This is a genomic window from Marinobacter sp. DUT-3 (assembly GCF_050379435.1).
Classification (GTDB): Bacteria; Pseudomonadota; Gammaproteobacteria; order Pseudomonadales; family Oleiphilaceae; genus Marinobacter.
The window spans coordinates 508,691-531,258 of sequence record NZ_JBNRMG010000001.1 but is presented as its reverse complement, the minus strand read 5'-3'; the positions used below and the strand labels follow the sequence as shown (position 1 = coordinate 531,258).

Here is a 22,568-nt window from a genome sequence, read left to right as displayed (position 1 = left end):
ACAAGGGAATTAAAGGAGATGTCATGCCAGCAGTTGCACTAAACCAACCCGTTGACGATTTTGAGGCGCCGGCAACCGGAAACCAGACCATCCGGTTATCGGATCTCAAGGGTAAAAACGTCGTCATCTATTTCTACCCCAAGGATAATACACCCGGCTGTACCACCGAGGGCCAGGACTTTCGTGACCGCATGGAAGCCTTTGAAGCGCTCGATACGGTTATCCTGGGTGTTTCCCGTGATGGCCTGAAAGCTCACGAGAATTTCCGGGCCAAACACGAGTTTCCGTTCCACCTGATTTCAGACAAGGATGAAACGGTTTGCCAGCACTTCGATGTCATCAAGCTCAAAAAACTCTATGGCAAGGAATACATGGGCATTGACCGCAGTACCTTCCTGATCGACAAGGACGGGGTTCTCCGCCAGGAATGGCGGGGCGTTAAGGTCAAGGGCCACGCCGATGAAGTACTGGAAGCGGTGAAGAGTCTCTAGGCCTCTTCCGTTGCCTCCACTGGCAGACTGTCCTTGACCGGCCATGCGGCAAATATGGCCTTGAGCATGGTCGCCAGTGGAATGGCAAAGAACACACCCCACAAGCCCCAGATCCCGCCAAAGAACAGCACGGCCACAATAATGGCAACCGGATGCAGATTATTCACCTCTGAAAACAGCACCGGCACCAGCACGTTCCCATCCAGGCCCTGGATAATGCCATAGGCCACCATAACCCAGATGAAGTGGGATCCCCACCCAAACGCAAACAGCGCAATCATCGCCACAGGAATGGTGACCACTGCCGCGCCGATATAGGGAATCACCACACTCAGCCCCACCAGCAATGACAACAACGCTGCGTAAGGCATGCCCAGGAGCTTGAAGGTGACGTAGGTGACGCCGCCGACAATCAGGATTTCAACGGCCTTACCCCGAACATAGTTAGCGCACTGCAGGTTCACCTCACGCCAGATTCTCAGCATCATCGGGCGCTGTGGCGGCAACAGGCGGGAGATGGACGTCAGCAGCAGGTTTCGATCCTTGAGGAAGAAGAACACCAGAATTGGCACCAGCACCATGTAAATCAGCAAGGCCACCAGATCCGGAATACTGGACAGGGAGAAAGACACCAGCCATTGGGTCAGATGCCCGGCTTCGGTACTGATCTGCCGATACACGGTGTTTACCGCTTCCATGGAGATCAGCGTCGGGTACTGTTGGGGCAGCAGCTCCATATAGGACTGCATTTCGCGGATAATCCTGGGCGCTTCCCCCGCCAGTGACGATACCTGGGTCCACAGCAATGGCAGCAGGCCAAAGATAAAACCTACAAGGATGCCGAGGAATATGATGAACACGCCCAGGATCGAAACCATCTCCGGCACCCCCAGGCGGGTCAGCTTGGTCACCAGGCCCTGCAGAATGAAGGCGATAATGACCGACGCGATCGCAGGCGCCAGCATGGCGCCAAAAAGGATGACAAATACCGTGCCCGCAACAAGCAGCAGAAAAAGAATGACGGCTTCTTCATCTGAAAAGTATTTGTGGGCAAGACCGCGTAAAATTCTGACCATGTACATCTCCGTGGAATCACGGCTGGGGGCGATAGCGCCAACTCATCAGCCGCCGCACTTTATCACAAACCGAAAACAGCCATCCGCTTCGGTTGAGCTCACCAGCTCGTGCCGGGAGAGTTTCAGGAAAGCCGGGATATCGCGGGCAGAACCTGCGTCCGTGGCTATCACCTCCAGCTCTTCTCCCGGTAACATGCTGTTGAGTTCAAGCTTGGTTTTTAACAATGGCATCGGGCAGTGGAGCCCGGATGCATCAAGAATTCGTTCAGCCATGAGAACAGGTAACCTTGCGGAACTGACGAGAATCAGGCGGCATTATGCCGGCCTGACACGGCGAATGCACCTCAATACTGATTAATGAAATGTAGCAGAACTTTTAATGGCAAAATGGTGTCATATCAAGCGGTTTAACAACGGGTAGTCCATATTGATGAGTATGTTCCTTGCATTCACCAGGCCGGTACGATCATCGCTGGCTCACTGTCTGGCAGTCTTGATGCTTCTGCTGCCGATGACCGCTGCCCAGGCCCAGGACAGCTCCCTGCCCTCCATTGGCGGGGCTGGCGGCGGACTGATCTCGGAGCAACAGGAATCCGAGATAGGGCGACAGGTGATGGTATCCATCCGGCGCTCGGCACCGCAAATCACCGACCCCCTGGTTTACAGCTACCTCAACGATGTCATCTACCGTCTGGTGCCTTCAGCGCCCCTGAAAAACCGGGACCTGACACTTGCGATCATCGACAGCCCGGACATCAACGCCTTTGCGGTTCCCGGAAGCATCGTCGGCATTAACGGCGGCCTGGTGCTCAATGCCAGCAGTGAGCAACAGTTCGCCTCGGTTCTGGCACACGAACTGGCTCACCTGAGCCAACGACATTTTGCCCGCCGCATGGAACAACAGGAAACCAGCGCGCCACTGACCATCGCCGGAATGATCGCCGGGATTGTCCTGTCCGCCGTCACCCAATCGGACATCGGTATCGCTGCCATTGCCGGCACCCAGGCCCTGTCGATTCAGAACATGCTTGCGTACAGCCGGGCACATGAGCAGGAGGCCGATCGCGTGGGCATGGACATCCTCGCGGACGCCGGCATGGATCCCCGGGGCATGCCGGAGATGTTTGAAACCATGATGAAGCAGAACCGGTTGCAGGGTAATCGCCTTCCCGAGTATCTGTCGACACACCCCCTGACCCAGAGCAGGGTTTCCGACACCCGCAACCGGGCGGAACAATACCCGGTGCGTAATATCGAGGATACCCAGGAGTACCACCTGATCCGGTCCCGGTTACAGGTCCATTACGCACGCTCCGCAAAGGTGGCGGCGGAAACGTTCCGGGATTACCTGGAGCGCCCCGACACCAAAAAAACCGATGCGATCCGCTATGGCATGGCCGTGGCGCACCTGCGTAATGACAACCCTGCCAGCGCTATCCAGGTGCTGGAAAAGCTGCTGGACAGCAGCCCGGGCCGAATCACCTATATCGTAACCCTGGCAGAGGCCCTGATTCAGCAGGAGCGGCTGGATGAAGCCAGAAACCTGTTGACTGAGGGGTTGTCCCGCAATCCCGGTAACTACCCGATTACCTTCACCCTGGCAGAACTGGAAACAGCCAGCGGCAACGGAGAGGCCGCCTCGGAATACCTGCGACAATTAACGAGACGCATGCCCAGACAGGAGCACCTCTGGAATCGGCTGGCGGAAGCGGAAGGCATGGCACGCAATATTGTCGGGGTACACCGGGCCAGAGCGGAATACGACGCCTTGATGGGGGATCTTGAAGCCGCGCAACGGCAACTTCGGCAGGCGCAGGAGAAATTGCCAGCGGGGGCGCCCATGCGACAGGTGGTCACCGAACGCCTGGCGGAAATCACCGACAGGCTGAATGCGCAGCGGAGCTGAAGCCCCGCTGCACATAACTTGTCAGGCGTTACCGGCTGCTTTCAGGTTCATTCCGGCGGTGAAATCCAGCATCCGATGCAGCGGCTTCAGGGCCCGCTCCCGCAGATCATCACCAACCAGCACTTCCTGATCCCCCTGCTCCAGCACGTGAAGCAGGTTCTCCAGACCGTTCATAGCCATCCAGGGGCAGTGGGCGCAGCTGCGACAAGTCGCGCCGTTGCCCGCTGTAGGCGCTTCAATCAGAGTCTTGTTGGGCGCCAGCTGTTGCATCTTGTAGAAAATGCCATTGTCCGTCGCCACGATGAACTGCTGGTTGGGCAATGTCTGCACCGCGTGAATCAACTGCGAGGTTGAGCCGACCACATCGGCCATTTCAACCACCGCGTCCGGTGATTCCGGATGCACCAGCACGGCCGCATCCGGATAGATCGCTTTCAGATCCTCCAGACCACGGAACTTGAACTCCTCATGGACAATGCAGGAGCCGTCCCACAACAGCATGTCAGCGCCGGTGGTTTTCTGGACGTAGTGGCCCAGGTGTTTGTCCGGCGCCCAGAGGATCTTCTCGCCCCGGGCATCCAGAGACTCCACAATGGCCTGAGCACAACTGGAGGTAACCACCCAGTCCGCCCTCGCCTTCACAGCGGCGGAGGTGTTGGCATAAACCACCACGGTGCGATCCGGGTGCTGATCACAGTATTCCGCAAACTCATCCGCCGGGCAGCCCACATCGAGAGAGCAGGTTGCCTCCAGGGTGGGCATCAATACCCGCTTTTCGGGATTCAGGATCTTCGCCGTCTCCCCCATGAAACGAACCCCGGCAACCACCACGGTCGAAGCCGGATGCTGGTTGCCGAAACGCGCCATCTCCAGTGAGTCGGCGACACACCCGCCGGTTTCCTCGGCCAGACGCTGGATATCGGGGTCGGTATAATAATGGGCGACCAGCACCGCATCCTGATCTTTCAGGGTTTGCCGGATACGTGCTTCCAGTTCGGCTTTTTCGTCCTCACTCAACGGTTTGGGTTCAGCCTGGTGCGCCAGATGCTCCTGAACCAGAATGCGGTCTTCAGATCGTGTCATTACTGCGTCTCTGTGTTTCGTTGACCTGTGGAGTATATCATTGGGAGCGTTCGCGCAAAAAAAAAGAGCCCGAAGGCTCTTTTTTCCAGACAAGCAGCCAAGGCGGCCTGTCTTATTGGTGGGTCGTGAAGGATTCGAACCTTCGACCAATTGGTTAAAAGCCAACTGCTCTACCAACTGAGCTAACGACCCTTAACTGTTGATCCACTCTTCGCCTCGGCGTCAGGATCGAACACCGCAACCACTCAGCCAGTTGCCATGCTCCGGATTTGGTGGGTCGTGAAGGATTCGAACCTTCGACCAATTGGTTAAAAGCCAACTGCTCTACCAACTGAGCTAACGACCCAAACGAGGCGCATATAGTAATGATTTTTTGCCGCTGATCAACCCCTTTTCTCAGGTTTCTCAACATTCTTTCAAAGGGCGGTTATCAGCCGCCTGCGGAATCCAGATACTTTTGGGCCAGTTCGGCCGCCTTGGTGTCCGGGTAGTTGCCTACCACCGATTCCATCCGGCTCTTCGCTTCCGCTTTTTCCCCCAGGCGATCCAGCGTCACCCCGAGCTTGTAGACAGCATCCGGGGCTTTCCGGTGATCCTCGTACCGCGTGGCCACAATGGTGAACGCCTGCTTGGCCTGCTCCAGCTGGGGCTTGACCAGATACACTTCCCCCAGCCAGTAATAGGCATTCACTGACAAGTCACCCTCCGGATACTTATCGACAAAGTCGTAGATCCGGTTGATGGCTTCGTCGTAATCCTTTTTCTTATGAATCAGATCCTGAATCTGCTCATAGGCCTGGCGCTCATCCGCTTCCGGTTGCCGGTATACCTTGGTGACTGGCTTCTCAGCCTGCCCGGCATCGGAACCCTCGGAATTTCCGCTCGGACCGCTGTCACCACTGCTCTCCGCAGTGACCGTTTCGGACAACTCCAGAATGCGCTGATCAAGGTCAATGTAGCGATCCCGGGACTGCCGGCTCAGCCGGTCAATCAGGTTTCGCTGTTCCTCGACTTCGCCCTGAAGCCGGCGGACCTCGCCCTGCAGCTGCTGAATCATGTAGAACAGCTCGGCGTTGGCCTGGCTGTTACTGGCCTTGTTGCGGGCTCCAGAGGCATTGTCCTGAAACACCGGTGTTGCAGATTGCGCCAGTGCTCCTCCCACTGGCGCAAAGGCCAGTGAGAGTGCCGCTGTCGCCATGAGTAGATATCTCATGGGGGATCCTGTGGCTATTGGTTGTTACTCAAATACGAGCTCAACACGACGGTTCTGGGCCCAAGCACTCTCGTTGGAACCCATGACTGCCGGCTTTTCCTCGCCATAGCTTACGGTTTCCATCTGGCCGCGGGAAGCGCCGTTCACGATCAGGAAACGCTCAACCGCGTTGGCACGACGCTCGCCCAGGGCCAGGTTGTACTCTTTGGTACCACGCTCATCGGAATGCCCTTCCAGGCGCACCTGCTGGTTCGGGTTGTTCTCCAGGTAGCGTGCATGGGCCACCAGTACTTCACGGGCTTCCGCCTTGATTTCGGCAGTATCGAAGTCGAAGTAGAAGGTGGTGATATTGCGCATGGCTTCCTGTTCAGCGCGCTCTTGACGCTCGCGGAGCTCTTCCTCGGTCAGATCGGAAGCGGACACACCGCCGTCGTCGGAACCGCCGTATACCGTGCTGCCGCCATCCTGGTCGACTGCAGATACGTCAGATCCATACTCATCTTCTCCCATGGTGTCGCCAGTGGAGCTACAACCGGCTACCAGGCCAAGGGACAGAACCATCGCAAATGCTTTCTGGTGAACTGACAATTTCATAATCTTTCCTTCCTTTAGGTTTACAGTTATCTGGTGTTTTTACAGCAGAACCACCATCGGGCGGTTCCGGATTAACGAATGACCGGCGACCAGGCCGGCTCCCTGACATCACCTTCGGTGGCCGGCAGGCTATAAGCTGCGCCGCCGTCCGCCGAAACCACTGTCAGCACACTGTTGCCACTATGTTTGGTGGCGTAGATCAGCATTCTTCCGTTGGGCGCAAGTGACGGGGATTCATCGGATGCTGTCCGGGTCAGAACCGTTTCCTCGCCATTGCTCAAGTCCGTGCGCGCGATATGAAACCCGCCATTACGCTGGTGGACGTAATACACATACTCTCCCCGGCTGTCCGGCCGCGGTCGGGCATTGTAACGGCTACCGAAGGTAATCCTACGGGGCTCTGCGCTCTCGCTGGACTTGTGATAGATCTGGGGCCCGCCGGAGCGATCGGAGGTAAAGAAAATACCGTCGCCGGTGTGATCCCAGACACCTTCGGTATCAATGGACCAGTGGTTGGTCAACCGCTTCGGGTTCTGGCTCTGGATATCCATACGATAGATTTCGGCGTTGCCATCCTTTGACAGGGTCAGCAACAGGGAACGACCATCGTGAGACCAGGCCGGAGCCGAGTTAAGGCCACGGAAATCGGCGACACGGGTACGGTTACCGGATCTCAATTCATGGATGTAAACCGCGGGCTTCCCGCTTTCAAACGACACGTACGCCAACTTCCTGCCGTCCGGAGACCAGGCCGGAGACAGTATGGGCTCCTTGCTCTCGAGCCGCACACTGGCCCTTTTGCCATCCACATCGCTCACCTGGAGGCGGTAGCGGGGTTCGCCATTGATGGCATCCCGGGTGACGTACGCCAGTCGGGTTGAGAACGCGCCAGGCACTCCGGTGATCGCCTCATAGACTTTGTCGCTGATGTGATGCGCCAGGGTGCGCATGTTCCCTGCGCTGGCACTGGCGGACTCACCCAGAATGCGCTCTTCCCGGTTGATATCAAAGAGTTCGTAACGGGCCTCCACCCGATCGCCGTTGCGGGTCAGTTGACCGACCAGCACATATCGCTGGCCCAGCAGGCGCCAGTCCCGAAAGTAGAGCTCTGAACGCTCGGACGGCAGGCTGAGCATTTTTTCCGGGGCCAAGGTGCGGAACTCTCCGCTCATGCTCAGATCGTTCTGGACGATACTGCTGATCTTATCCCCGGACGGAATACCGCCACTTTCAGCAAATGGCACCACCGCCACGGGAATCGCCGAATCGGCCCCCTCGGTGATTCTGATGGTCAGCTCCGCAGATGCGGAGCCCGCGCCAAGCATCCAGACCAGAAGGGAGCAAACCAGGCTGAACGCCAGGCGGGTACGGGTATTGTTTGTCCGGTGTGTCATCAGCTTTTCCATTTGTCCTTATTTCAACCGCCGTGGATTGAATTCGATCGTAAACTGGCGGAAATAGCGCTCAAACGTATCCCGGTCATCCGGAATCGGATAGCGGCTCAGAGACCTGACCGCGCTCAGGGCGGAGTTGTCGAACGCCGTATTGCCACTGCTGTTGACCAGCTTCACAGATTGTAGTTCACCGGTCGGCAGCAAGGTGATCTGCAACCGGGCCGTCATCTCTTCCGTCGCGGATGACGGAGGGTACCAGGCCTGGCTCAGTCGCTCGCGAATCAACGCCTGGTACTTTTCACTGTCCGACATCATGCGGGCTTCCCGGGCTTTTGCTGCAGCCGCTTCCCGCTGGCGCCGCGCTTCTGCTTCGCGCTCACGATTAGCCTCTTCCGCAAGCGCTTCCAGTTGCTGCTCTTTCAGGCGGCGCTCAGCTTCCTTCCGCTTTTGCTCCGCTTCGCGACGAGCCTGCTCTTCACGCTCACGCTTTTCCGCTTCCTCGCGCTTGCGACGCTCCTCTTCTGCTTTACGACGCTCTTCTTCCGCCTTGCGCCTGGCTTCTTCCTGGCGGCGTTTTTCCTCTTCCGCCCGCTGCCGCTCGCGCTCTTTCGCTTCGGCCTCGGCCTTCTGTCGCGCCGCCTCTTCCTCGCGAGCCTTTTGCGCCTCGCGCTCACGGGCCGCAGCCTCTTCCTGACGCTTGCGTTCCTTTTCCTGTTCTATGCGCCTTGCTTCTTCCCTGGCCTTCTCTTCTTCAGCGGCCTTGCGTTCCGCTTCCTCCCGCTGCTTCTGCTCTTCCTGCTCCTTGCGGCGCTCCTCATCCCTGTCGGGCTCATCCACCTCCTCAACGACCGAACTGGGTTCCGGTTCCTGCTGAGTGATCAGCCGGGCAGCGATGCTGCGGGGCTCCGGTTCATCCTTTGGCGTGGTCCAGGTCCAGCCCGCCAACGCTACAACCACGATCAGCCCGTGCAGCAGCAGTGACAAGGCAACGGGCGACTTCCACGGTTGCTGCCCGATATTGGTTACATCACGTTCCTGACCTGTCACAAAAAACCTGCCCGCTCTATGCTCAGTTGTCAGTGGATGGCGCTTCGGTAATAAGTCCGACACTGGTGGCGCCGGCGCCCTGCAGTTCCGCCATCAGACGAACCACGGTGCCGTACTCCACATGCTCGTCGCCGCGCACCAGGATTTCCCGGGCACTGCGCTCGGACAGTATCTTGGACACCTGCGTTCGAACCTCGCCCAGAGACATCGGATCACTGTCTTCGTCACCGATTTCCAGGAAATAGGCGCCATTCGAATCCACCGACACAATAATCGACTCCACATCCTTGTCGGACTGAATCGGATCTGAGGTCGTTTCCGGCAAATCCACCTTGACGCCCTGAGTCAGCATCGGTGCGGTCACCATGAAGATCACCAACAGAACCAGCATCACATCGATGTATGGAACTACGTTGATCTCGGACATTGGCTTCCGGCGGTGCGCCGGCATCATCCCCATGCCTTTCATGCCTGTATGCTCCTGACTGCCTTACACTGGCCGATGGATTTCACGCTGCAGATGACTGCTCGCTGCTGTGCACGCGACGATGGAGAATGCTGGAGAACTCGTCCGCAAAGGTCTCGTAGTTCTTCAGCAGGGCATCGGACATGGCGGAGAAGCGGTTATAGGCAATGACGGCCGGAATCGCCGCAAACAGACCCATCGCGGTCGCGATCAGTGCCTCGGAAATCCCCGGCGCCACCGTGGCTAGCGTGGCCTGCTGAACCTGGGCCAGACCGCGGAACGAGTTCATGATGCCCCAGACGGTACCGAAGAGGCCGATATAAGGACTCGTCGAACCAACGGTCGCCAGGAAAGGCAAGGACATTTCCAGCCGCTCCTGTTCACGGGAGAACGCAACACGCATGGCGCGCTGGGTACCTTCCATGACAGCGTCGGCGTCACGACTCTGCTGGCGCAGGCGGGAGAACTCCTTGAAACCGGAACGAAACAGCGACTCCATCCCTGAAAAGGGCGTGGGATCGCTGTTCACTTCCCGGTAAAGCTGGCCCAGATCCATACCGGACCAGAACCGCTCCTCGAACTCGAGCTGTGCCCGCCGGGCTTTGCGAAACACCTGGAAACGCTGGAAGATAAGCGCCCAGGACACCACGGAAGCCAGAGCCAGCAACAGCATGACCAGCTGAACCAGCACCCCCGCGTTGGCGATGAGATACCAAACAGAAACTTCTGACTCCACCTTCTACTCCTGGCTTGTTCCGGTTAACAGTTGGTTTTCATGAACGTTTTCCAACAGTTCACGCATATTGTCCGGCAGCCGTCTCGGCCGCCCGCTGTCCAGGGCCACACAGGCAACCCTCACATCAGCGGAAGCAAGCAGGGTTTCGTCCCCCGCCTTCAGCACCCGCTGTCGGAAGTCCATCCACACCCGGCCAAAACCGATGGGCTCCGCTGTCACCAGCAATTGATCATCAAGCTTTGCCGGCACCGCGTAATGGATATTCAACCGCTGGACCACATAACTGATGTTATCCGCCAGACCCGCGCGCAGACCAACTCCGCAGGTCCGCACCCACTCTGTGCGGGCCCGTTCCATATAATGCAGGTACTTGGCATGGAACACGATGCCACCGGCATCGGTATCCTCGATATAAACCCTGACTGGCAGACGGAACTGCGCGGCACTTTGCGCTTCAGTCAAAGAGATCCTCCTTTCCCGGACGCGCCGGCGCCACACCGAAATGCTGGTAGGCGCTCGAAGTCACCATACGCCCCCTCGGTGTCCGAACCATGAATCCCTGCTGAATCAGGAACGGCTCAAGAACGTCTTCAATGGTGCCACGCTCCTCACTGATCGCCGCGGCCAGGCTTTCGACACCAACCGGACCACCGTCAAATTTCTCAATCATGGCCAACAGCAGACGGCGGTCCATATGGTCGAAGCCCTGATCATCCACCTTCAGCATGTTCAGTGCCTGGTCCGCGATGGTATTGCTGATACGACCATCAGCTTTCACCTCGGCAAAATCGCGAACCCGGCGCAACAGCCGGTTGGCGATCCGCGGCGTACCCCGTGACCGCCGCGCGATCTCAAACGCCCCGCCTTCGTCGATATCGACAGAGGACAAACGCGCCGAGCGCAGAATAATGCTCGTCAGGTCCTGGGTGTTATAGAACTCCAGACGCTGAACAATGCCAAACCGGTCCCGCAGCGGTGACGTCAGCAGACCCGCGCGGGTGGTGGCGCCGACCAGCGTGAAGGGCGGCAAGTCCAGCTTGATGGATCGCGCTGCCGGACCTTCGCCGATCATGATATCCAGCTGGTAATCTTCCATCGCTGGGTACAGGACCTCTTCCACCGCCGCACTAAGCCGATGAATCTCATCTATAAAGAGAACATCGCCCTCTTCCAGGTTCGTCAGCATGGCGGCAAGATCACCGGCTTTTTCCAGTACCGGTCCCGAGGTGGTTTTGATCGACACGCCCATTTCGTTGGCAATGATGTTCGCCAGCGTCGTCTTGCCCAACCCGGGCGGACCAAAAATCAGGACGTGGTCCAGCGCTTCCTCACGACCACGGGCAGCCGATATAAAGATATCCATCTGCTCCCGCACCGCAGGCTGCCCCACATACTCGGACAGCAGCGTTGGCCGGATCGCTCGATCCTGCACTTCTTCGTATTGCCCGGCCTGGGCAGTAATCAGACGATCTGACTCAATCATGGCGTTACCCGAACAAAGGGACTCAACTTCATGCCTGTACATTCACGTCGGGATCAGGTGAATACTGGAGACCCAATTGTACAAACGGCTCAGTGGCTGTCACGTTACGCTCTATACAGATTTGGCGCCAGACAGACCGCAAATTACGACGGATTCATCCCGCCGGAATCATATTACGCAAGGCCAGCCGGATCAGCTCTTGACTGGCCATGCCCTCCTCTTCGACCTTGTTGATGGCCTTGGCTGCCTCCTGGGGCTTGTAACCAAGGGCTATCAGGGCGGCTTCGGCTTCGTCCCTGGGGTCGTGCGTGGAGGTTGGCGCTGTCGCATTACTCGCACCATCACCTGTCGTTTCGGACGACATAGGCGTGAACTGCCCTTCAAGTTGCCCTATCCGATCCGTCATTTCAATAAGCAGGCGTTCGGCGGTCTTTTTTCCTACCCCCGGCAACTTCACCAACGCATTGGCGTCCCGCGCTTCGACACAACGAATAAACTGGTGCGCATCCAGTCCCGAAAGAATGCCTACCGCCAGCCTGGGGCCCACGCCATTGACCTTGATCAGTAACCGGAACACATCCCGGTCAAGACGGGACGCAAAGCCGAACAGGCTCTGGGCATCCTCCCGGACTGCGAAATGGGTGTGCAGGGTAACTTCCGCGCCTGCATCCGGGAGGTGGAAGAAGGTGGTGTAGGGAATATCCACTTCGTATCCCAGGCCTGAGCACTCAACCAGTGCCTGACCGGGGGATTTTTCTACCAGTGTGCCTCGAATTCGACCTATCAACGGAAGTCTCCTCGGGCGCGAACGCGCCGGCTATTGTTGTCTTACCCGCCCACTACGCACTTTTCCGCCGGCAGCCAGACGCGTGATGCTCTGGCTCATGTGGGCATGGCACAGTGCAATCGCAAGGGCATCGGCGGCGTCCGCCTGGGGGGTGCGGGAAAGAGATAAAAGCGCCTGGACCATATGCTGAACCTGGGACTTGTCAGCACCGCCCTTGCCCACCACCGCCTGCTTGACCTGGCGGGCAGAATACTCGTGTACCGGCAGCCCGCTGTTGGCGGCACTGACAATGGCAGCGCCACGGGCCTGCCCCAGCTTGAGGGCGGAGTCCGGGTTACGGGCCATGAACACCTGCTCAATGGCGAATTCTTCCGGACGGTACTCTCCGATCAACGTGGCAAGACTGTGAAAAATTGTCTGCAAGCGCTCCGCCATGGGCTTCTCACCCACCCGGATACAGCCGCTGTCGATGTACTCAATGTGGCGTCCCTGCGCCCGGATAATACCGTACCCGGTAATTCGGGACCCCGGATCTACGCCCAGAATAATGGCCACATCACATTCCTTGGTTGGCTACAGGGAATCCATCACCTCGCCGGGAATATCGGCGTTGGAATAGACGTTCTGGACATCATCCAGATCTTCCAGCATCTCGATCAGCTTCAGGATGGTTTCAGCTCCGTCGCGATCCAGCTCAACGCGGGTGGAAGGCACCATGGTCACTTCCGCATTGTCCGGCTTGAGCCCGGATTCCACCAGCGACTGTTTGACATCCAGAAACTGCTCGGGCGTGGTGACAATCTCGTAGGAGTCGTCGTCCTGCTCGGCAAGGTCGTCCGCGCCTGCCACCAGGGCCGCCTCCATCAGTTTGTCCTCTTCCACCTCGGGACTGTAACTGATGATGCCCTGCTTGCTGAAAAGGTAGGCCACGGAACCGTCAGTTCCGAGATTGCCGCCCATCTTGTTGAAGGCGTGCCGGATTTCCGCCACCGTGCGGTTCCGGTTGTCGGTCATGGCCTCTATGAAAATAGCGACGCCACCCGGACCATAGCCTTCGTAGGTCAGCTCTTCATAATTGTTGTCGTCGCCACCACCGGCGCCGCGCTCTACCGCGCGCTCAATGGTGTCTTTCTTCATATTGGCAGTGAGCGCCTTGTCGATCACCGCCCGCAAGCGGGGATTGTCGTCCGGGTTGCCGCCACCCTGACGGGCAGCGACGGTCAGCTCACGGATGATTTTGGTGAAGATCTTGCCCCGCCTGGCATCCTGAGCCGCCTTGCGATGCTTGATGTTGGCCCATTTACTATGACCAGCCATACTCTACTCCATCAATCTTCCGGGCTTCCCGATCCGCAACCGGGAAGCCCAACCAGGGTGTTGCTTACTCGTTATTGGCTTCTGCCTTGTTGCCTTCAGCTGCCTTGGCCGCTGGCTTGCGCAGGCGGATGTGCAGCTCACGCAGCTGTTTTTCGTCCACTTCGCCCGGCGCCTGGGTCATCAGACAGGTAGCGCTCTGGGTTTTCGGGAAGGCAATTACGTCACGGATGGACGAGGCGCCGGTCATCAGCATCACCAGGCGATCCAGACCAAAGGCCAGGCCACCGTGGGGAGGACAACCGAACTTCAACGCATCCAGCAGGAAGCCGAACTTGGCGCGGGCTTCTTCCTCGCCGATACCCAGGATACGGAACACCGCTTCCTGCATATCCTCGTTGTGGATACGGATGGAACCGCCGCCCAGCTCGGTACCGTTAAGCACCATGTCGTAGGCCCGTGACAGAGCCGTTGCCGGGTTGGCCGCCAGTTCTTCAGCCGAACAGGAAGGCGCGGTGAACGGGTGGTGAATAGCCGTCAGGCTGCCGTCCGGAGTTTCCTCAAACATCGGGAAATCCACAACCCACAGCGGCGCCCACTCGGAGGTGAGCATATCGAGGTCATGGCCGACCTTGATGCGCAGCGCGCCCAGGGCTTCGTTCACCACGTTGGCTTTGTCCGAACCAAAGAAAACGATGTCGCCGTCTTCCGCGCCAACACGCTCAATGATCGCCATGGCCACGTCATCGCCGAGGAACTTGATGATCGGTGACTGCAGGCCTTCAACACCCTTGGCCAACTCGTTCACCTTGATGTAGGCCAGACCCTTGGCGCCATAGATACCGACGAACTTGGTGTATTCATCAATCTGCTTACGGGTCAGTTCACCGCCCTTGGGCACACGCAGTGCGGCAACGCGACCTTTCGGATCCTTCGCCGGGCCGGCAAAGACCTTGAAGTCCACGCCTTCAACCAGGTCGCCTACGTCCAGTAGCTCCAGCGGAATCCGCAGGTCCGGCTTGTCACTGCCATAACGCTGCATCGCCTCTGCGTAAGGCATGCGCGGGAATTCCGGCAGCTCGACGCTCAGAACATCCTTGAACAGGGAGCGAATCATGCCCTCGTTCAGGGACATCAGGCTTTCTTCATCAACAAACGACGCCTCGACATCCACCTGGGTAAATTCCGGCTGACGATCGGCCCGCAGGTCTTCATCGCGGAAACACTTGGCAATCTGGTAATAACGGTCAACGCCGGACACCATCAGCAACTGCTTGAACAGCTGCGGCGATTGCGGCAAGGCGAAGAACGAACCGTCATGGGTCCGGCTCGGCACCAGGTAGTCCCGCGCACCTTCCGGTGTGGCACGGGTCAGGATTGGGGTTTCCACGTCCATGAAACCGTTGCCGTCGAGGTAATTACGGATATAGCTGGTCACGCGGGAGCGGAAACGCAGCCGGTTCAGCATTTCCGGGCGACGCAGGTCGACAAAACGGTACTTGAGGCGGACATCCTCGCCCACGTCGACGTGCTCATCCAGCGGGAACGGCGGCGTGGCAGCGGCGTTCAGGATACTCACTTCCTTGCCCAGCAACTCAACCTGGCCGGTCGGCATATTGTTGTTCTCGGTGCCGGCCGGACGGCGACGAACGCGCCCGGTCACCTTGACGACAAATTCACTGCGTACCTTTTCCGCCAGGGCAAAACTCTCAGGGGTATCCGGATCAACCACGACCTGGGATATGCCATCCCGGTCCCGCAGGTCGAGGAAGATAACCCCGCCGTGGTCGCGGCGACGGTGGACCCAACCGCAGAGTGTTACTTCCTGATCAATGTGAGATTCGTTGATACCACCGCAATAATGACTGCGCATACCGGTTCCCGTTGTTTCAGATGTGTGCATAAATGTGTGCGAAATATGGATTCGGCGGACACTACTGGAAAAGCCGCCCATTATAAACACAATGCGCGTGAAAATCAGGCTTCAATCACGGTGGGTGACGCCCTCTGCGCAGACCGATAGAATGTAGCGCCCTATTCAGCAATCGGAGCCCTTGTATTGTCGTCCCGAGCCGAACAAAAACTTAAAACACGCCGCGCCCTGATGGACGCTGCCCTCGCCCAGCTCAGCGCGGATCGCGGCTTTGGCAGTCTCAGCCTGAGGGAAGTCGCCCGGGAAGCCGGCATTGCGCCGACCTCGTTTTACCGACACTTTGCTGAACTGGACGAACTGGGACTGGCGCTGGTGGACGAAGGCGGGGTGGCCCTGCGTCAGCTTATGCGCCACGCACGCAAACGGATCGCAAGGGACGGCAGTGCCATCAGCACGTCCATTGAGACGTTCATGGAGTACCTGGGTAACAACGCCAACCTGTTCCGGCTCATGCTGCGGGAACGCACTGGCGTCTCAAAACCTTTCCGTACCGCCATCAAGGCGGAGATCGACCACTTTGTTACGGAACTGGCAGACGATCTCCGGCGCTTTGCGGATGAACAGAACAAGCCCCTGTCTGACGCCCGGCTCGTCGCCGAATCCATGGTGACCCTGGTATTCAATCAGGGTGCGGAAGCACTGGATGCCACGCCGAAGCAGAGAGAGGAACTGAAACTGAAGCTGAAAACGGAACTGCGGATGATTCTGATGGGTTCCCAGGCCCTGGCGAAACACGCCCGAAGGGCGCGAACCTGAATACCTGAGATAAATTCTATTTTTTTGGGAACCTTAACGGCTCAACGTTCGTCAGCTAATTGGGATAGAGCCTATCCTATTGTTGAGTCGTTGCCTCCACGAGGCGACTTGAGCCCGCCACTTGGCGGGCTTTTTTCTGCCTTCTTCAAACGGCGTACTTCATTCTGCCGCCGACCTGATATCCCTCCGGAACCTCGTAAGCAGAGGAGGCCATGCGTGCAGCATCAGCATGGTGCCGGTCCAGGTAATTTTCTATCTCGATGGCCCGACGGCGAAAAGTATCTTCGATGTCGTGGTGGCCGGCGTACTCCAACTTGATTCCAACCCTGACCCCATTGCCAATATCGCTGACATAGCGAACATTACCGGGCACAAAACTGATGGCAAGCTCTTCCCTGGCATTCCGGGCCACATGCTTGCGCGCCAGGGAAAGACGCACTCTCTGGTCCGGCCTGACCTGCTCTTCGGGAAGAATCAACGCCACGCCGTCACGGTCAAAATCGAGCACTGCACATTCACTGATAAGTTCGGCGGTGTCTTCCGAATACACCCTCGCAGATAGCAACCCGAGGGCGAGGTATCGATAGTTAACGACCTCATCGTGGGACGCTTGTGGCAGATTTACATGAGCAAAGGAATGACTCTCCATGGGTACGCTCTCTTTTTTTCATTCGTTTTTGAGATCTACGTCACATTCTTATTATTCACACGCATATATAGCATCCCTGGTTCACAGAGATTCCCGGATAGGCTCATGGAGAAGGCCTTTGGCCCAATAAGTCAGACGCCCATGGCAGAACGGGCCACAGTAAAAGCCGGTGACGACCCCTGAAAGGTCGGCCGCCACTCGGGTCAGGCGAGAGAGGAAATAACGGGGTTAAGCTTTTTACGAACCGATTCCAGTTCGGGCTCGCTATAGGGTACCGGGGCCTGCTTACCCCACACCGGGCCTGGCCATGCCGGATCACCCTCGAAGCGCACAATGTGGTGCAAGTGCAACTGCGGCACCATATTTCCCAGCGCAGCGACATTCATCTTGTCACCGCCAAACAGGGTCATCATGTCTTTACTCAGGGCCGAGGACTCTGTCAGCAGTCGTTGCTGATCGCTCACCTCGAGCTGATAGATTTCGCGGACCCCGGGCACGGCCGGCACCAGGATAACCCAGGGCCAGGTGCGGTCATTCATCAACCGCACCTGGCACAACCGGGTTCGTCCCAGGCTGACGGTATCAGCGGCGAGGCGCTGGTGGAGCTGAAAGTCGCTGGTTGCCGGCATATCAGTCAAACTGGAACTGGTTACGGCCACGACCGATGGCGTAATAAATGAGGCCGTTGCGGTCCAGCATCTCCGGCTCATAAAGGTTTCGGCCATCAAACACCGCCGGCTCCCTCAGCGCCGCAGCTATGGCTGCGAAATCCGGAGAACGGAATTCCTTCCACTCGGTGCAGATAGCCAGAACGTCAGCACCTTTCAGGGCCTGCTCCTTGGTTCCGCACAGGGTGAGCCCGGCATGATCTCCATAAATGCGTTGTGTTTCCTCCATGGCTTCCGGATCAAAGGCCTGCACCTTGGCACCAGACTTCCACAGATCTTCCATCAGGGTGCGTGCTGACGCTTCGCGCATATCGTCGGTATTGGGCTTGAATGCCAGCCCCCACAGCGCCACAACCTTGCCCTGAAGGTCGCCGTTAAAGTAATGGCTGATCTTATCGAACAGCACATGCTTCTGAGCAGAGTTCACCGCTTCCACCGCATTGAGCAAGCGCGCATCATAGTCACAGTCCCGCGCTGTCCGGGCCAGAGCCTGGACATCTTTCGGGAAGCAGGAGCCACCGTAACCACAACCCGGGTAGATAAAGTGATAACCGATACGCGGATCGGAACCGATGCCACGGCGCACTGCTTCGATATCAGCGCCCAAACGCTCAGCAAGATTGGACATCTCGTTCATGAAGCTGATCTTGGTGGCAAGCATCGAGTTGGCTGCGTACTTGGTCAGTTCCGCTGAACGGATATCCATAAAGATCATCCGGTCGTGACTGCGATTGAAGGGATAATAAACCTCCTTCAGCAGGTCAGCGGCCTTGTCGCTGTCGGTGCCGACCACAATACGGTCAGGCTTCATGAAGTCATTGATGGCGGCCCCTTCCTTGAGGAATTCCGGGTTGGAAACCACGTCAAATTCCAGTTCCAGCCCGCGGCGATCAAGCTCGGCACGCACCGCTGCCCTGACCTTGTCGCCGGTACCCACTGGCACGGTGGACTTGTCGACGACCACCTTGTAATCATCCATGTGCTCACCGATGGAGCGGGCAACCGCTGTCACGTATTGCAGGTCCGCGGAGCCGTCTTCATCCGGCGGCGTACCAACAGCGATGAACTGGAGCACACCGTGCTTTACGGCCTTCGCGGTATCCGTGGTGAACGACAACCGGCCTGCGTCAACTGTGTGCCTGACGATGCTGTCCAGACCCGGCTCGTATATCGGGATCTGGCCATTTTCCAGCTTTTCGATCTTGCCGCGATCCACATCCATGCACAGCACGTCGTGCCCTACGTCCGCCAGGCAGGCACCTGTCACCAGCCCCACGTATCCGGTACCAAAAATGGTGATTTTCATCCGTCAATCCTGATAGTTATAAGGTTGCAAATTGAGTTGGGTCAGGCGATCTGCCGGTCTTGCCAGATTTTTTCCCAGGCCAGAGCGGTGCCCACGATGGTTTCCAGGTCATCGTAATCCGGCTGCCAGCCCAGAACCTCCCGAATGCGCGTATTGTCCGCCATCAGGGCGGCAGGATCCCCTGCCCGGCGGGCGGTTTCCTGTACCGGGAAATCCGCGCCGGATTGGCGTTTGACCACATCGATCACTTCCCGCACGGTAAACCCGCGCCCGTACCCACAATTCAGTACCCGCGATTCTCCACCATCCGCCATGTAGTCCAGGGCCATCACGTGGGCCTTGGCCAGATCCTCCACATGGATGTAATCGCGGATGCAGGTGCCGTCACGGGTATCGTAATCCGTACCAAAGACGCTCATGCCCTCGCGCTTTCCCGTCACACATTCGCTGGCAACCTTGATCAGGTGCGTGGCCTCCGGAGTCGCCTGACCCAGCAATCCGTCAGGGTTGGCGCCGGCCACATTGAAGTAACGGAGTATGACGTAATTCAGCGAACAGGATGCTGCCAGATCCATGATCATGCGTTCGCTCATCATCTTTGAGGCGCCGTAAGGGTTGATCGGCGCCAGCGGCAGGTCTTCGGTCAGCACGGTCTGTTCCGGCATGCCATAGACGGCAGCGGTAGAAGAAAACACCATGTAGGGGACGCGATGCTGCTCAACGGCCCGCAGCAGGTTCAGCGTATTGCGGGTGTTATTGCTGTAATACTTGAGGGGATTCTCAACCGATTCAGGCACCACAATGTTGGCGGCGAAATGCAGGACGGCATCAAACCGGTGCTGCGCAAACACATCGGCAATGGCCGCTTCGTCTGCCAGGTCTCCCACCACCAGTTCACCGCAGGTCACTGCCCAGCGGTAGCCGGTGGAGAGATTATCGAAAACCACTATGTCATGACCTGCCGCGCCAAGCTGACGGACCACATGACTGCCAATATACCCGGCTCCGCCGGTCACCAGTACTTTCATGGTTTGCCCTGCTCCTTCCCTGAATCCTGTTTTTGTTGCTGGCGCTGGCGACGGATCTCCGCTCGCCGGCGACTGAAAAACTGACTGATCACTGCACCGCAACGCTCGGCAAGCACGCCACCACTGGCTTCTACCTGCCAGTTGAAGTGTTCGTCTTCCAGCGTGTTGCGCGCCGATTCCACCGCGCCCGCCTTGGGTTCAGCGGCTCCGTAGACCAGCCGGCTGATGCGACTGTGAACAATCGCCCCTACACACATAGTACAGGGCTCAAGCGTGACATACAGGGTAGCGCCGGATAACCGGTAATTACCAACCCGCCGCGCCGCATCCCTCAGCGCCCTGATCTCGGCATGGGCAGTGGGATCACAACCGCTGATCGGTGCGTTAAAACCCGCCCCGATTTCCCGGCCGTCGAGAACGACCACCGCCCCTACCGGCACCTCTCCCCTGGCACCGGCTTGTTCCGCCAACGCCAGGGCGCGGGTCATCCACTGCTCATCCGCCTCAGCGCCAGTATTCATGAACGGTTTTGCCCCGTTTTCCACACAATCATCGACGAGGATTCTAGCCCATTGAAGTTAAGGGGGGTATAAACAGGCTGATTTTGGCTTTTACCGTCAGAATTGCCAATTTTTTGCTTCCGCTGGTAATGCAGCGGTTTTTCTGGCGACGGTATCTTAGACACCATAATCAACCGCTTGCATATTACCAGAGTTGATCATGCCGGCGCGACTGCTTGACTCTCCGTTCACCAACGAACCTGGCCCACCATCACGTACAAAGCTTACCGCGTGAAAAACGCACTCAGATCCGTTCCGATGTCAGGGGGAATCCGTAAATCTTACTGTTTTCCAGCTTCAATTTGTGCCGCAGCACACGGTGTCTCACCGCACAATCGAGTCGGTCTGCCGCAAGCTCAGAGCGTAGCTCAGCAAGTTCGGCCTGGCGGCCATAATATTCCTCTTCGTTATCGAGCAGTTCCGAGAGCTGTCGCGTTCCCAAATCAAAATATTGGCTCCGATAGAGTTCGCGCGTTCTCGACAGAAGATCGATCTGCTGCCGCAACAGCCCGGCCTTTCGATTCCCGGAGGCGAGTGAACGAAGCAATCCACGCTCTTCAAGGCTGTCCTCAAGCCTGACATTCTCCAACTCGGCCTTTGCTGCCGCAAACCTGTTGCGCTCCGCATTCGCCCTGGCGCTGAGAGCGCCGCCTTGCAGAAAATCGGATTGAATACCCAGATTGAGCCCGACCGGCAGCTCGCCGGTTCCCAGTTCGCCCCGCACCACCGGATTAAGCTCTACCCGGGGAATACGTGCGTTCTCAGCTTGTTCCAGCACAAGCTTCGCACGCGCTATTTCCAGCCGCGCTATAAGTAGTTCATCGGTTTCGCCGCGCACTTTGCAGCTCGAAGGGGATATCCGGACAGTCCCGCCATGCGACTGACCACTCAACAGGATCAACCGGTCCCGGGCCTCGGCCAGCGCCAATTTCGTATCATTGACCAGGAACGCCGCAGACTGCAGACGTTTTCGGGCTTCCAGAGCGTCGGTGGTTGATACTGCCCCCCTTTCGACACGCGCCGTTACGAGCGCCTCCAGCTCGCTCAACGCGTTGAGCTGTCGCCTGTAAATATGGAGCAGCTCACGTTGCCTCTGCACGTCGTCATAGGCTTTGAGAAGCTCAAGTAAAGCATCATCCACCGCTTTCTGGAAGTCGATATAACTAATCTGCAGGTCAAAATCCGCCACCTTGATCGCGCGCTGACTGTTACCGCCATCAAACAGCAACTGCGACCCCGTCAACTCAACGGCGGGATCGCCGCTTCCGGCGTCCCCCCTACCGGCTCCCAGGAAAAGGCTCAGTTCGGGAAACAACGCCGCGCGCTGCACCCGAACTTCATCAGCGCTGGCCGATATCTGGCTGGCGGCTTCACGCACGGAGGGGCTGCGCAGCAGGCCGTTTCGGGCCACACTCTTCACATCACCCTCACCGGACGGGGTTAATGTGGTGAGGCCCTCGGCACTCTCGATTACCGCTGCCTCGAACCCATCCGGCTCGGGCAGCCCGGCGCAACCCGCAAGCAGGATACAGGTGATCAGCGCGACGCTTCCGGGCCAACGGCATCTGTCCAGGGGTAATTGGCCGCGGATCATTGCGGCTGTTCGAGGACCAGATCAGCGCATTGCGGGCGACGCCAGACCGCGCTCGCCACCTTGTCCCGGTCGTCGAAGAACACGCGATACTGGCAAATCAGCCGATCCTGCCGGGTCAGCGGCAGGGACAGGTGATACTCATAAGAACCGTCATCATGCTCAACCGCAGAGCTGCCAAGCGCGGCCTGAAGCTCGTCCTGCGACTGTCCAACGGCGATACGGCGTACCTGGGTGATCTCGCGCAGGACGCCCTCCCGGGCATAGCGAGCATCCATATCGGCATAATTCCGCTCAGCGGATGAGAACTCCACCTCGGGGGCTACCCGGTTGAGCCTGTCGTCATTTTGCGCCTCGGCGGCACCAAAGGGCACGAGAACGAAAAGGAGCATTACCAAAGGGACGCCGCGCCCGCTAAACCATCGTGTCATATCAGGAACCTCTTTTCGGTATGAAAAATCGTATAAAAGACTGCTGGTCATTAGCA

Annotated in this window: 25 protein-coding genes and 2 tRNA genes; 3 read left to right on the top strand and 24 right to left on the bottom strand. The window is 58.0% G+C overall.

The features are described from left to right. The first annotated feature begins 23 nt into the window (after positions 1–23). The gene (locus ACQUWM_RS02420; RefSeq protein WP_428921055.1) at positions 24–491 is read left to right on the top strand and encodes a peroxiredoxin; all 468 of its coding nucleotides are present in this window, start codon (positions 24–26) and stop codon (positions 489–491) included. Here ACQUWM_RS02420 and ACQUWM_RS02415 read toward each other — a convergent pair. After that, positions 488–1,567 carry an AI-2E family transporter gene (locus ACQUWM_RS02415; protein WP_428921054.1) on the bottom strand — a complete coding sequence of 360 codons (1,080 nt, stop codon included), beginning with the start codon at positions 1,565–1,567 and terminating at the stop codon, positions 488–490. The genes ACQUWM_RS02420 and ACQUWM_RS02415 overlap by 4 nt on opposite strands. Before the next feature lie 45 nt (positions 1,568–1,612). Beyond that, positions 1,613–1,840, bottom strand: a complete 228-nt coding sequence (locus ACQUWM_RS02410; RefSeq protein ID WP_406985087.1) for a sulfurtransferase TusA family protein — start codon at positions 1,838–1,840, stop codon at positions 1,613–1,615. 223 nt (positions 1,841–2,063) lie between these two features. On the opposite strand from ACQUWM_RS02410, the gene ACQUWM_RS02405 reads away from it, so the two are divergent. After that, entirely contained in the window at positions 2,064–3,473 is a 1,410-nt protein-coding gene (locus ACQUWM_RS02405; RefSeq protein ID WP_428921053.1) for a M48 family metalloprotease, read from the top strand. A gap of 21 nt (positions 3,474–3,494) precedes the next feature. On the opposite strand, the gene nadA is transcribed toward ACQUWM_RS02405, so the two are convergent. From nadA to aspS, 15 genes are all read right to left on the bottom strand, one after another. Beyond that, complete coding sequence (nadA, locus tag ACQUWM_RS02400) at positions 3,495–4,556, bottom strand: quinolinate synthase NadA (RefSeq protein ID WP_428921052.1); 1,062 nt, start codon at positions 4,554–4,556, stop codon at positions 3,495–3,497. A gap of 116 nt (positions 4,557–4,672) precedes the next feature. After that, positions 4,673–4,748 (bottom strand) — tRNA-Lys (locus ACQUWM_RS02395). A gap of 78 nt (positions 4,749–4,826) precedes the next feature. Further along, positions 4,827–4,902: transfer RNA gene (locus ACQUWM_RS02390), tRNA-Lys, on the bottom strand. An 84-nt stretch (positions 4,903–4,986) separates the two neighbouring features. Beyond that, entirely contained in the window at positions 4,987–5,769 is a 783-nt protein-coding gene (ybgF, locus tag ACQUWM_RS02385; RefSeq protein ID WP_428921051.1) for a tol-pal system protein YbgF, read from the bottom strand. 24 nt (positions 5,770–5,793) lie between these two features. Continuing rightward, positions 5,794–6,363, bottom strand: coding sequence for a peptidoglycan-associated lipoprotein Pal (gene pal / locus ACQUWM_RS02380; protein WP_428921050.1), 570 nt, complete (start codon positions 6,361–6,363; stop codon positions 5,794–5,796). Between the two features lie 71 nt (positions 6,364–6,434). Beyond that, complete coding sequence (gene tolB, locus ACQUWM_RS02375; RefSeq protein WP_428921420.1) at positions 6,435–7,688, bottom strand: Tol-Pal system beta propeller repeat protein TolB; 1,254 nt, start codon at positions 7,686–7,688, stop codon at positions 6,435–6,437. An 87-nt stretch (positions 7,689–7,775) separates the two neighbouring features. Then, complete coding sequence (gene tolA / locus ACQUWM_RS02370) at positions 7,776–8,804, bottom strand: cell envelope integrity protein TolA (protein ID WP_428921049.1); 1,029 nt, start codon at positions 8,802–8,804, stop codon at positions 7,776–7,778. 22 nt (positions 8,805–8,826) lie between these two features. After that, on the bottom strand, positions 8,827–9,273 hold the full coding sequence (gene tolR / locus ACQUWM_RS02365; protein WP_407000327.1) for a protein TolR: 447 nt from the start codon (positions 9,271–9,273) through the stop codon (positions 8,827–8,829). A gap of 40 nt (positions 9,274–9,313) precedes the next feature. Next, positions 9,314–10,006, bottom strand: a complete 693-nt coding sequence (tolQ, locus tag ACQUWM_RS02360) for a protein TolQ (RefSeq protein ID WP_407000326.1) — start codon at positions 10,004–10,006, stop codon at positions 9,314–9,316. 3 nt (positions 10,007–10,009) lie between these two features. Continuing rightward, positions 10,010–10,468: a YbgC/FadM family acyl-CoA thioesterase gene (locus ACQUWM_RS02355; protein ID WP_406985079.1), complete on the bottom strand. Its 459-nt coding sequence runs from the start codon at positions 10,466–10,468 to the stop codon at positions 10,010–10,012. Then, positions 10,461–11,489 (bottom strand): Holliday junction branch migration DNA helicase RuvB, encoded by a 1,029-nt coding sequence (gene ruvB / locus ACQUWM_RS02350; RefSeq protein WP_407000325.1) that lies wholly within the window; start codon positions 11,487–11,489, stop codon positions 10,461–10,463. The genes ACQUWM_RS02355 and ruvB overlap by 8 nt, the downstream gene beginning before the upstream one ends. A gap of 154 nt (positions 11,490–11,643) precedes the next feature. Continuing rightward, complete coding sequence (ruvA, locus tag ACQUWM_RS02345) at positions 11,644–12,276, bottom strand: Holliday junction branch migration protein RuvA (protein ID WP_407000324.1); 633 nt, start codon at positions 12,274–12,276, stop codon at positions 11,644–11,646. A 30-nt stretch (positions 12,277–12,306) separates the two neighbouring features. Further along, on the bottom strand, positions 12,307–12,831 hold the full coding sequence (ruvC, locus tag ACQUWM_RS02340) for a crossover junction endodeoxyribonuclease RuvC (protein ID WP_406985076.1): 525 nt from the start codon (positions 12,829–12,831) through the stop codon (positions 12,307–12,309). An 18-nt stretch (positions 12,832–12,849) separates the two neighbouring features. Further along, positions 12,850–13,593 (bottom strand): YebC/PmpR family DNA-binding transcriptional regulator, encoded by a 744-nt coding sequence (locus ACQUWM_RS02335; protein ID WP_407000322.1) that lies wholly within the window; start codon positions 13,591–13,593, stop codon positions 12,850–12,852. 64 nt (positions 13,594–13,657) lie between these two features. Beyond that, a complete protein-coding gene (aspS, locus tag ACQUWM_RS02330; RefSeq protein ID WP_428921048.1) occupies positions 13,658–15,463 on the bottom strand; it encodes an aspartate--tRNA ligase in 1,806 nt (601 codons plus the stop codon). 186 nt (positions 15,464–15,649) lie between these two features. Here aspS and fabR point away from each other — a divergent pair, with 186 nt between their 5' ends. Next, a complete protein-coding gene (gene fabR, locus ACQUWM_RS02325) occupies positions 15,650–16,279 on the top strand; it encodes an HTH-type transcriptional repressor FabR (RefSeq protein ID WP_406985073.1) in 630 nt (209 codons plus the stop codon). A 145-nt stretch (positions 16,280–16,424) separates the two neighbouring features. On the opposite strand, the gene ACQUWM_RS02320 is transcribed toward fabR, so the two are convergent. The 7 genes from ACQUWM_RS02320 to ACQUWM_RS02290 all read right to left on the bottom strand — a co-directional run bounded on the left by ACQUWM_RS02320 (position 16,425) and on the right by ACQUWM_RS02290 (position 22,473). Further along, positions 16,425–16,928: a hypothetical protein gene (locus tag ACQUWM_RS02320; protein WP_407000320.1), complete on the bottom strand. Its 504-nt coding sequence runs from the start codon at positions 16,926–16,928 to the stop codon at positions 16,425–16,427. A 203-nt stretch (positions 16,929–17,131) separates the two neighbouring features. Next, positions 17,132–17,557 carry an HIT domain-containing protein gene (locus tag ACQUWM_RS02315; RefSeq protein ID WP_428921047.1) on the bottom strand — a complete coding sequence of 142 codons (426 nt, stop codon included), beginning with the start codon at positions 17,555–17,557 and terminating at the stop codon, positions 17,132–17,134. A 1-nt stretch (position 17,558) separates the two neighbouring features. Next, positions 17,559–18,902, bottom strand: coding sequence for a UDP-glucose dehydrogenase family protein (locus ACQUWM_RS02310; RefSeq protein WP_428921046.1), 1,344 nt, complete (start codon positions 18,900–18,902; stop codon positions 17,559–17,561). A gap of 41 nt (positions 18,903–18,943) precedes the next feature. Further along, complete coding sequence (galE, locus tag ACQUWM_RS02305; protein WP_428921045.1) at positions 18,944–19,930, bottom strand: UDP-glucose 4-epimerase GalE; 987 nt, start codon at positions 19,928–19,930, stop codon at positions 18,944–18,946. Beyond that, on the bottom strand, positions 19,927–20,451 hold the full coding sequence (gene tadA / locus ACQUWM_RS02300; protein ID WP_428921044.1) for a tRNA adenosine(34) deaminase TadA: 525 nt from the start codon (positions 20,449–20,451) through the stop codon (positions 19,927–19,929). Before tadA ends, galE begins: the two co-directional genes overlap by 4 nt. Positions 20,452–20,734: 283 nt before the next feature. Then, positions 20,735–22,084 carry a TolC family protein gene (locus tag ACQUWM_RS02295; protein ID WP_428921043.1) on the bottom strand — a complete coding sequence of 450 codons (1,350 nt, stop codon included), beginning with the start codon at positions 22,082–22,084 and terminating at the stop codon, positions 20,735–20,737. Next, positions 22,081–22,473: a hypothetical protein gene (locus ACQUWM_RS02290; protein WP_428921042.1), complete on the bottom strand. Its 393-nt coding sequence runs from the start codon at positions 22,471–22,473 to the stop codon at positions 22,081–22,083. The genes ACQUWM_RS02295 and ACQUWM_RS02290 overlap by 4 nt, the downstream gene beginning before the upstream one ends. Positions 22,474–22,568 lie beyond the last annotated feature (95 nt).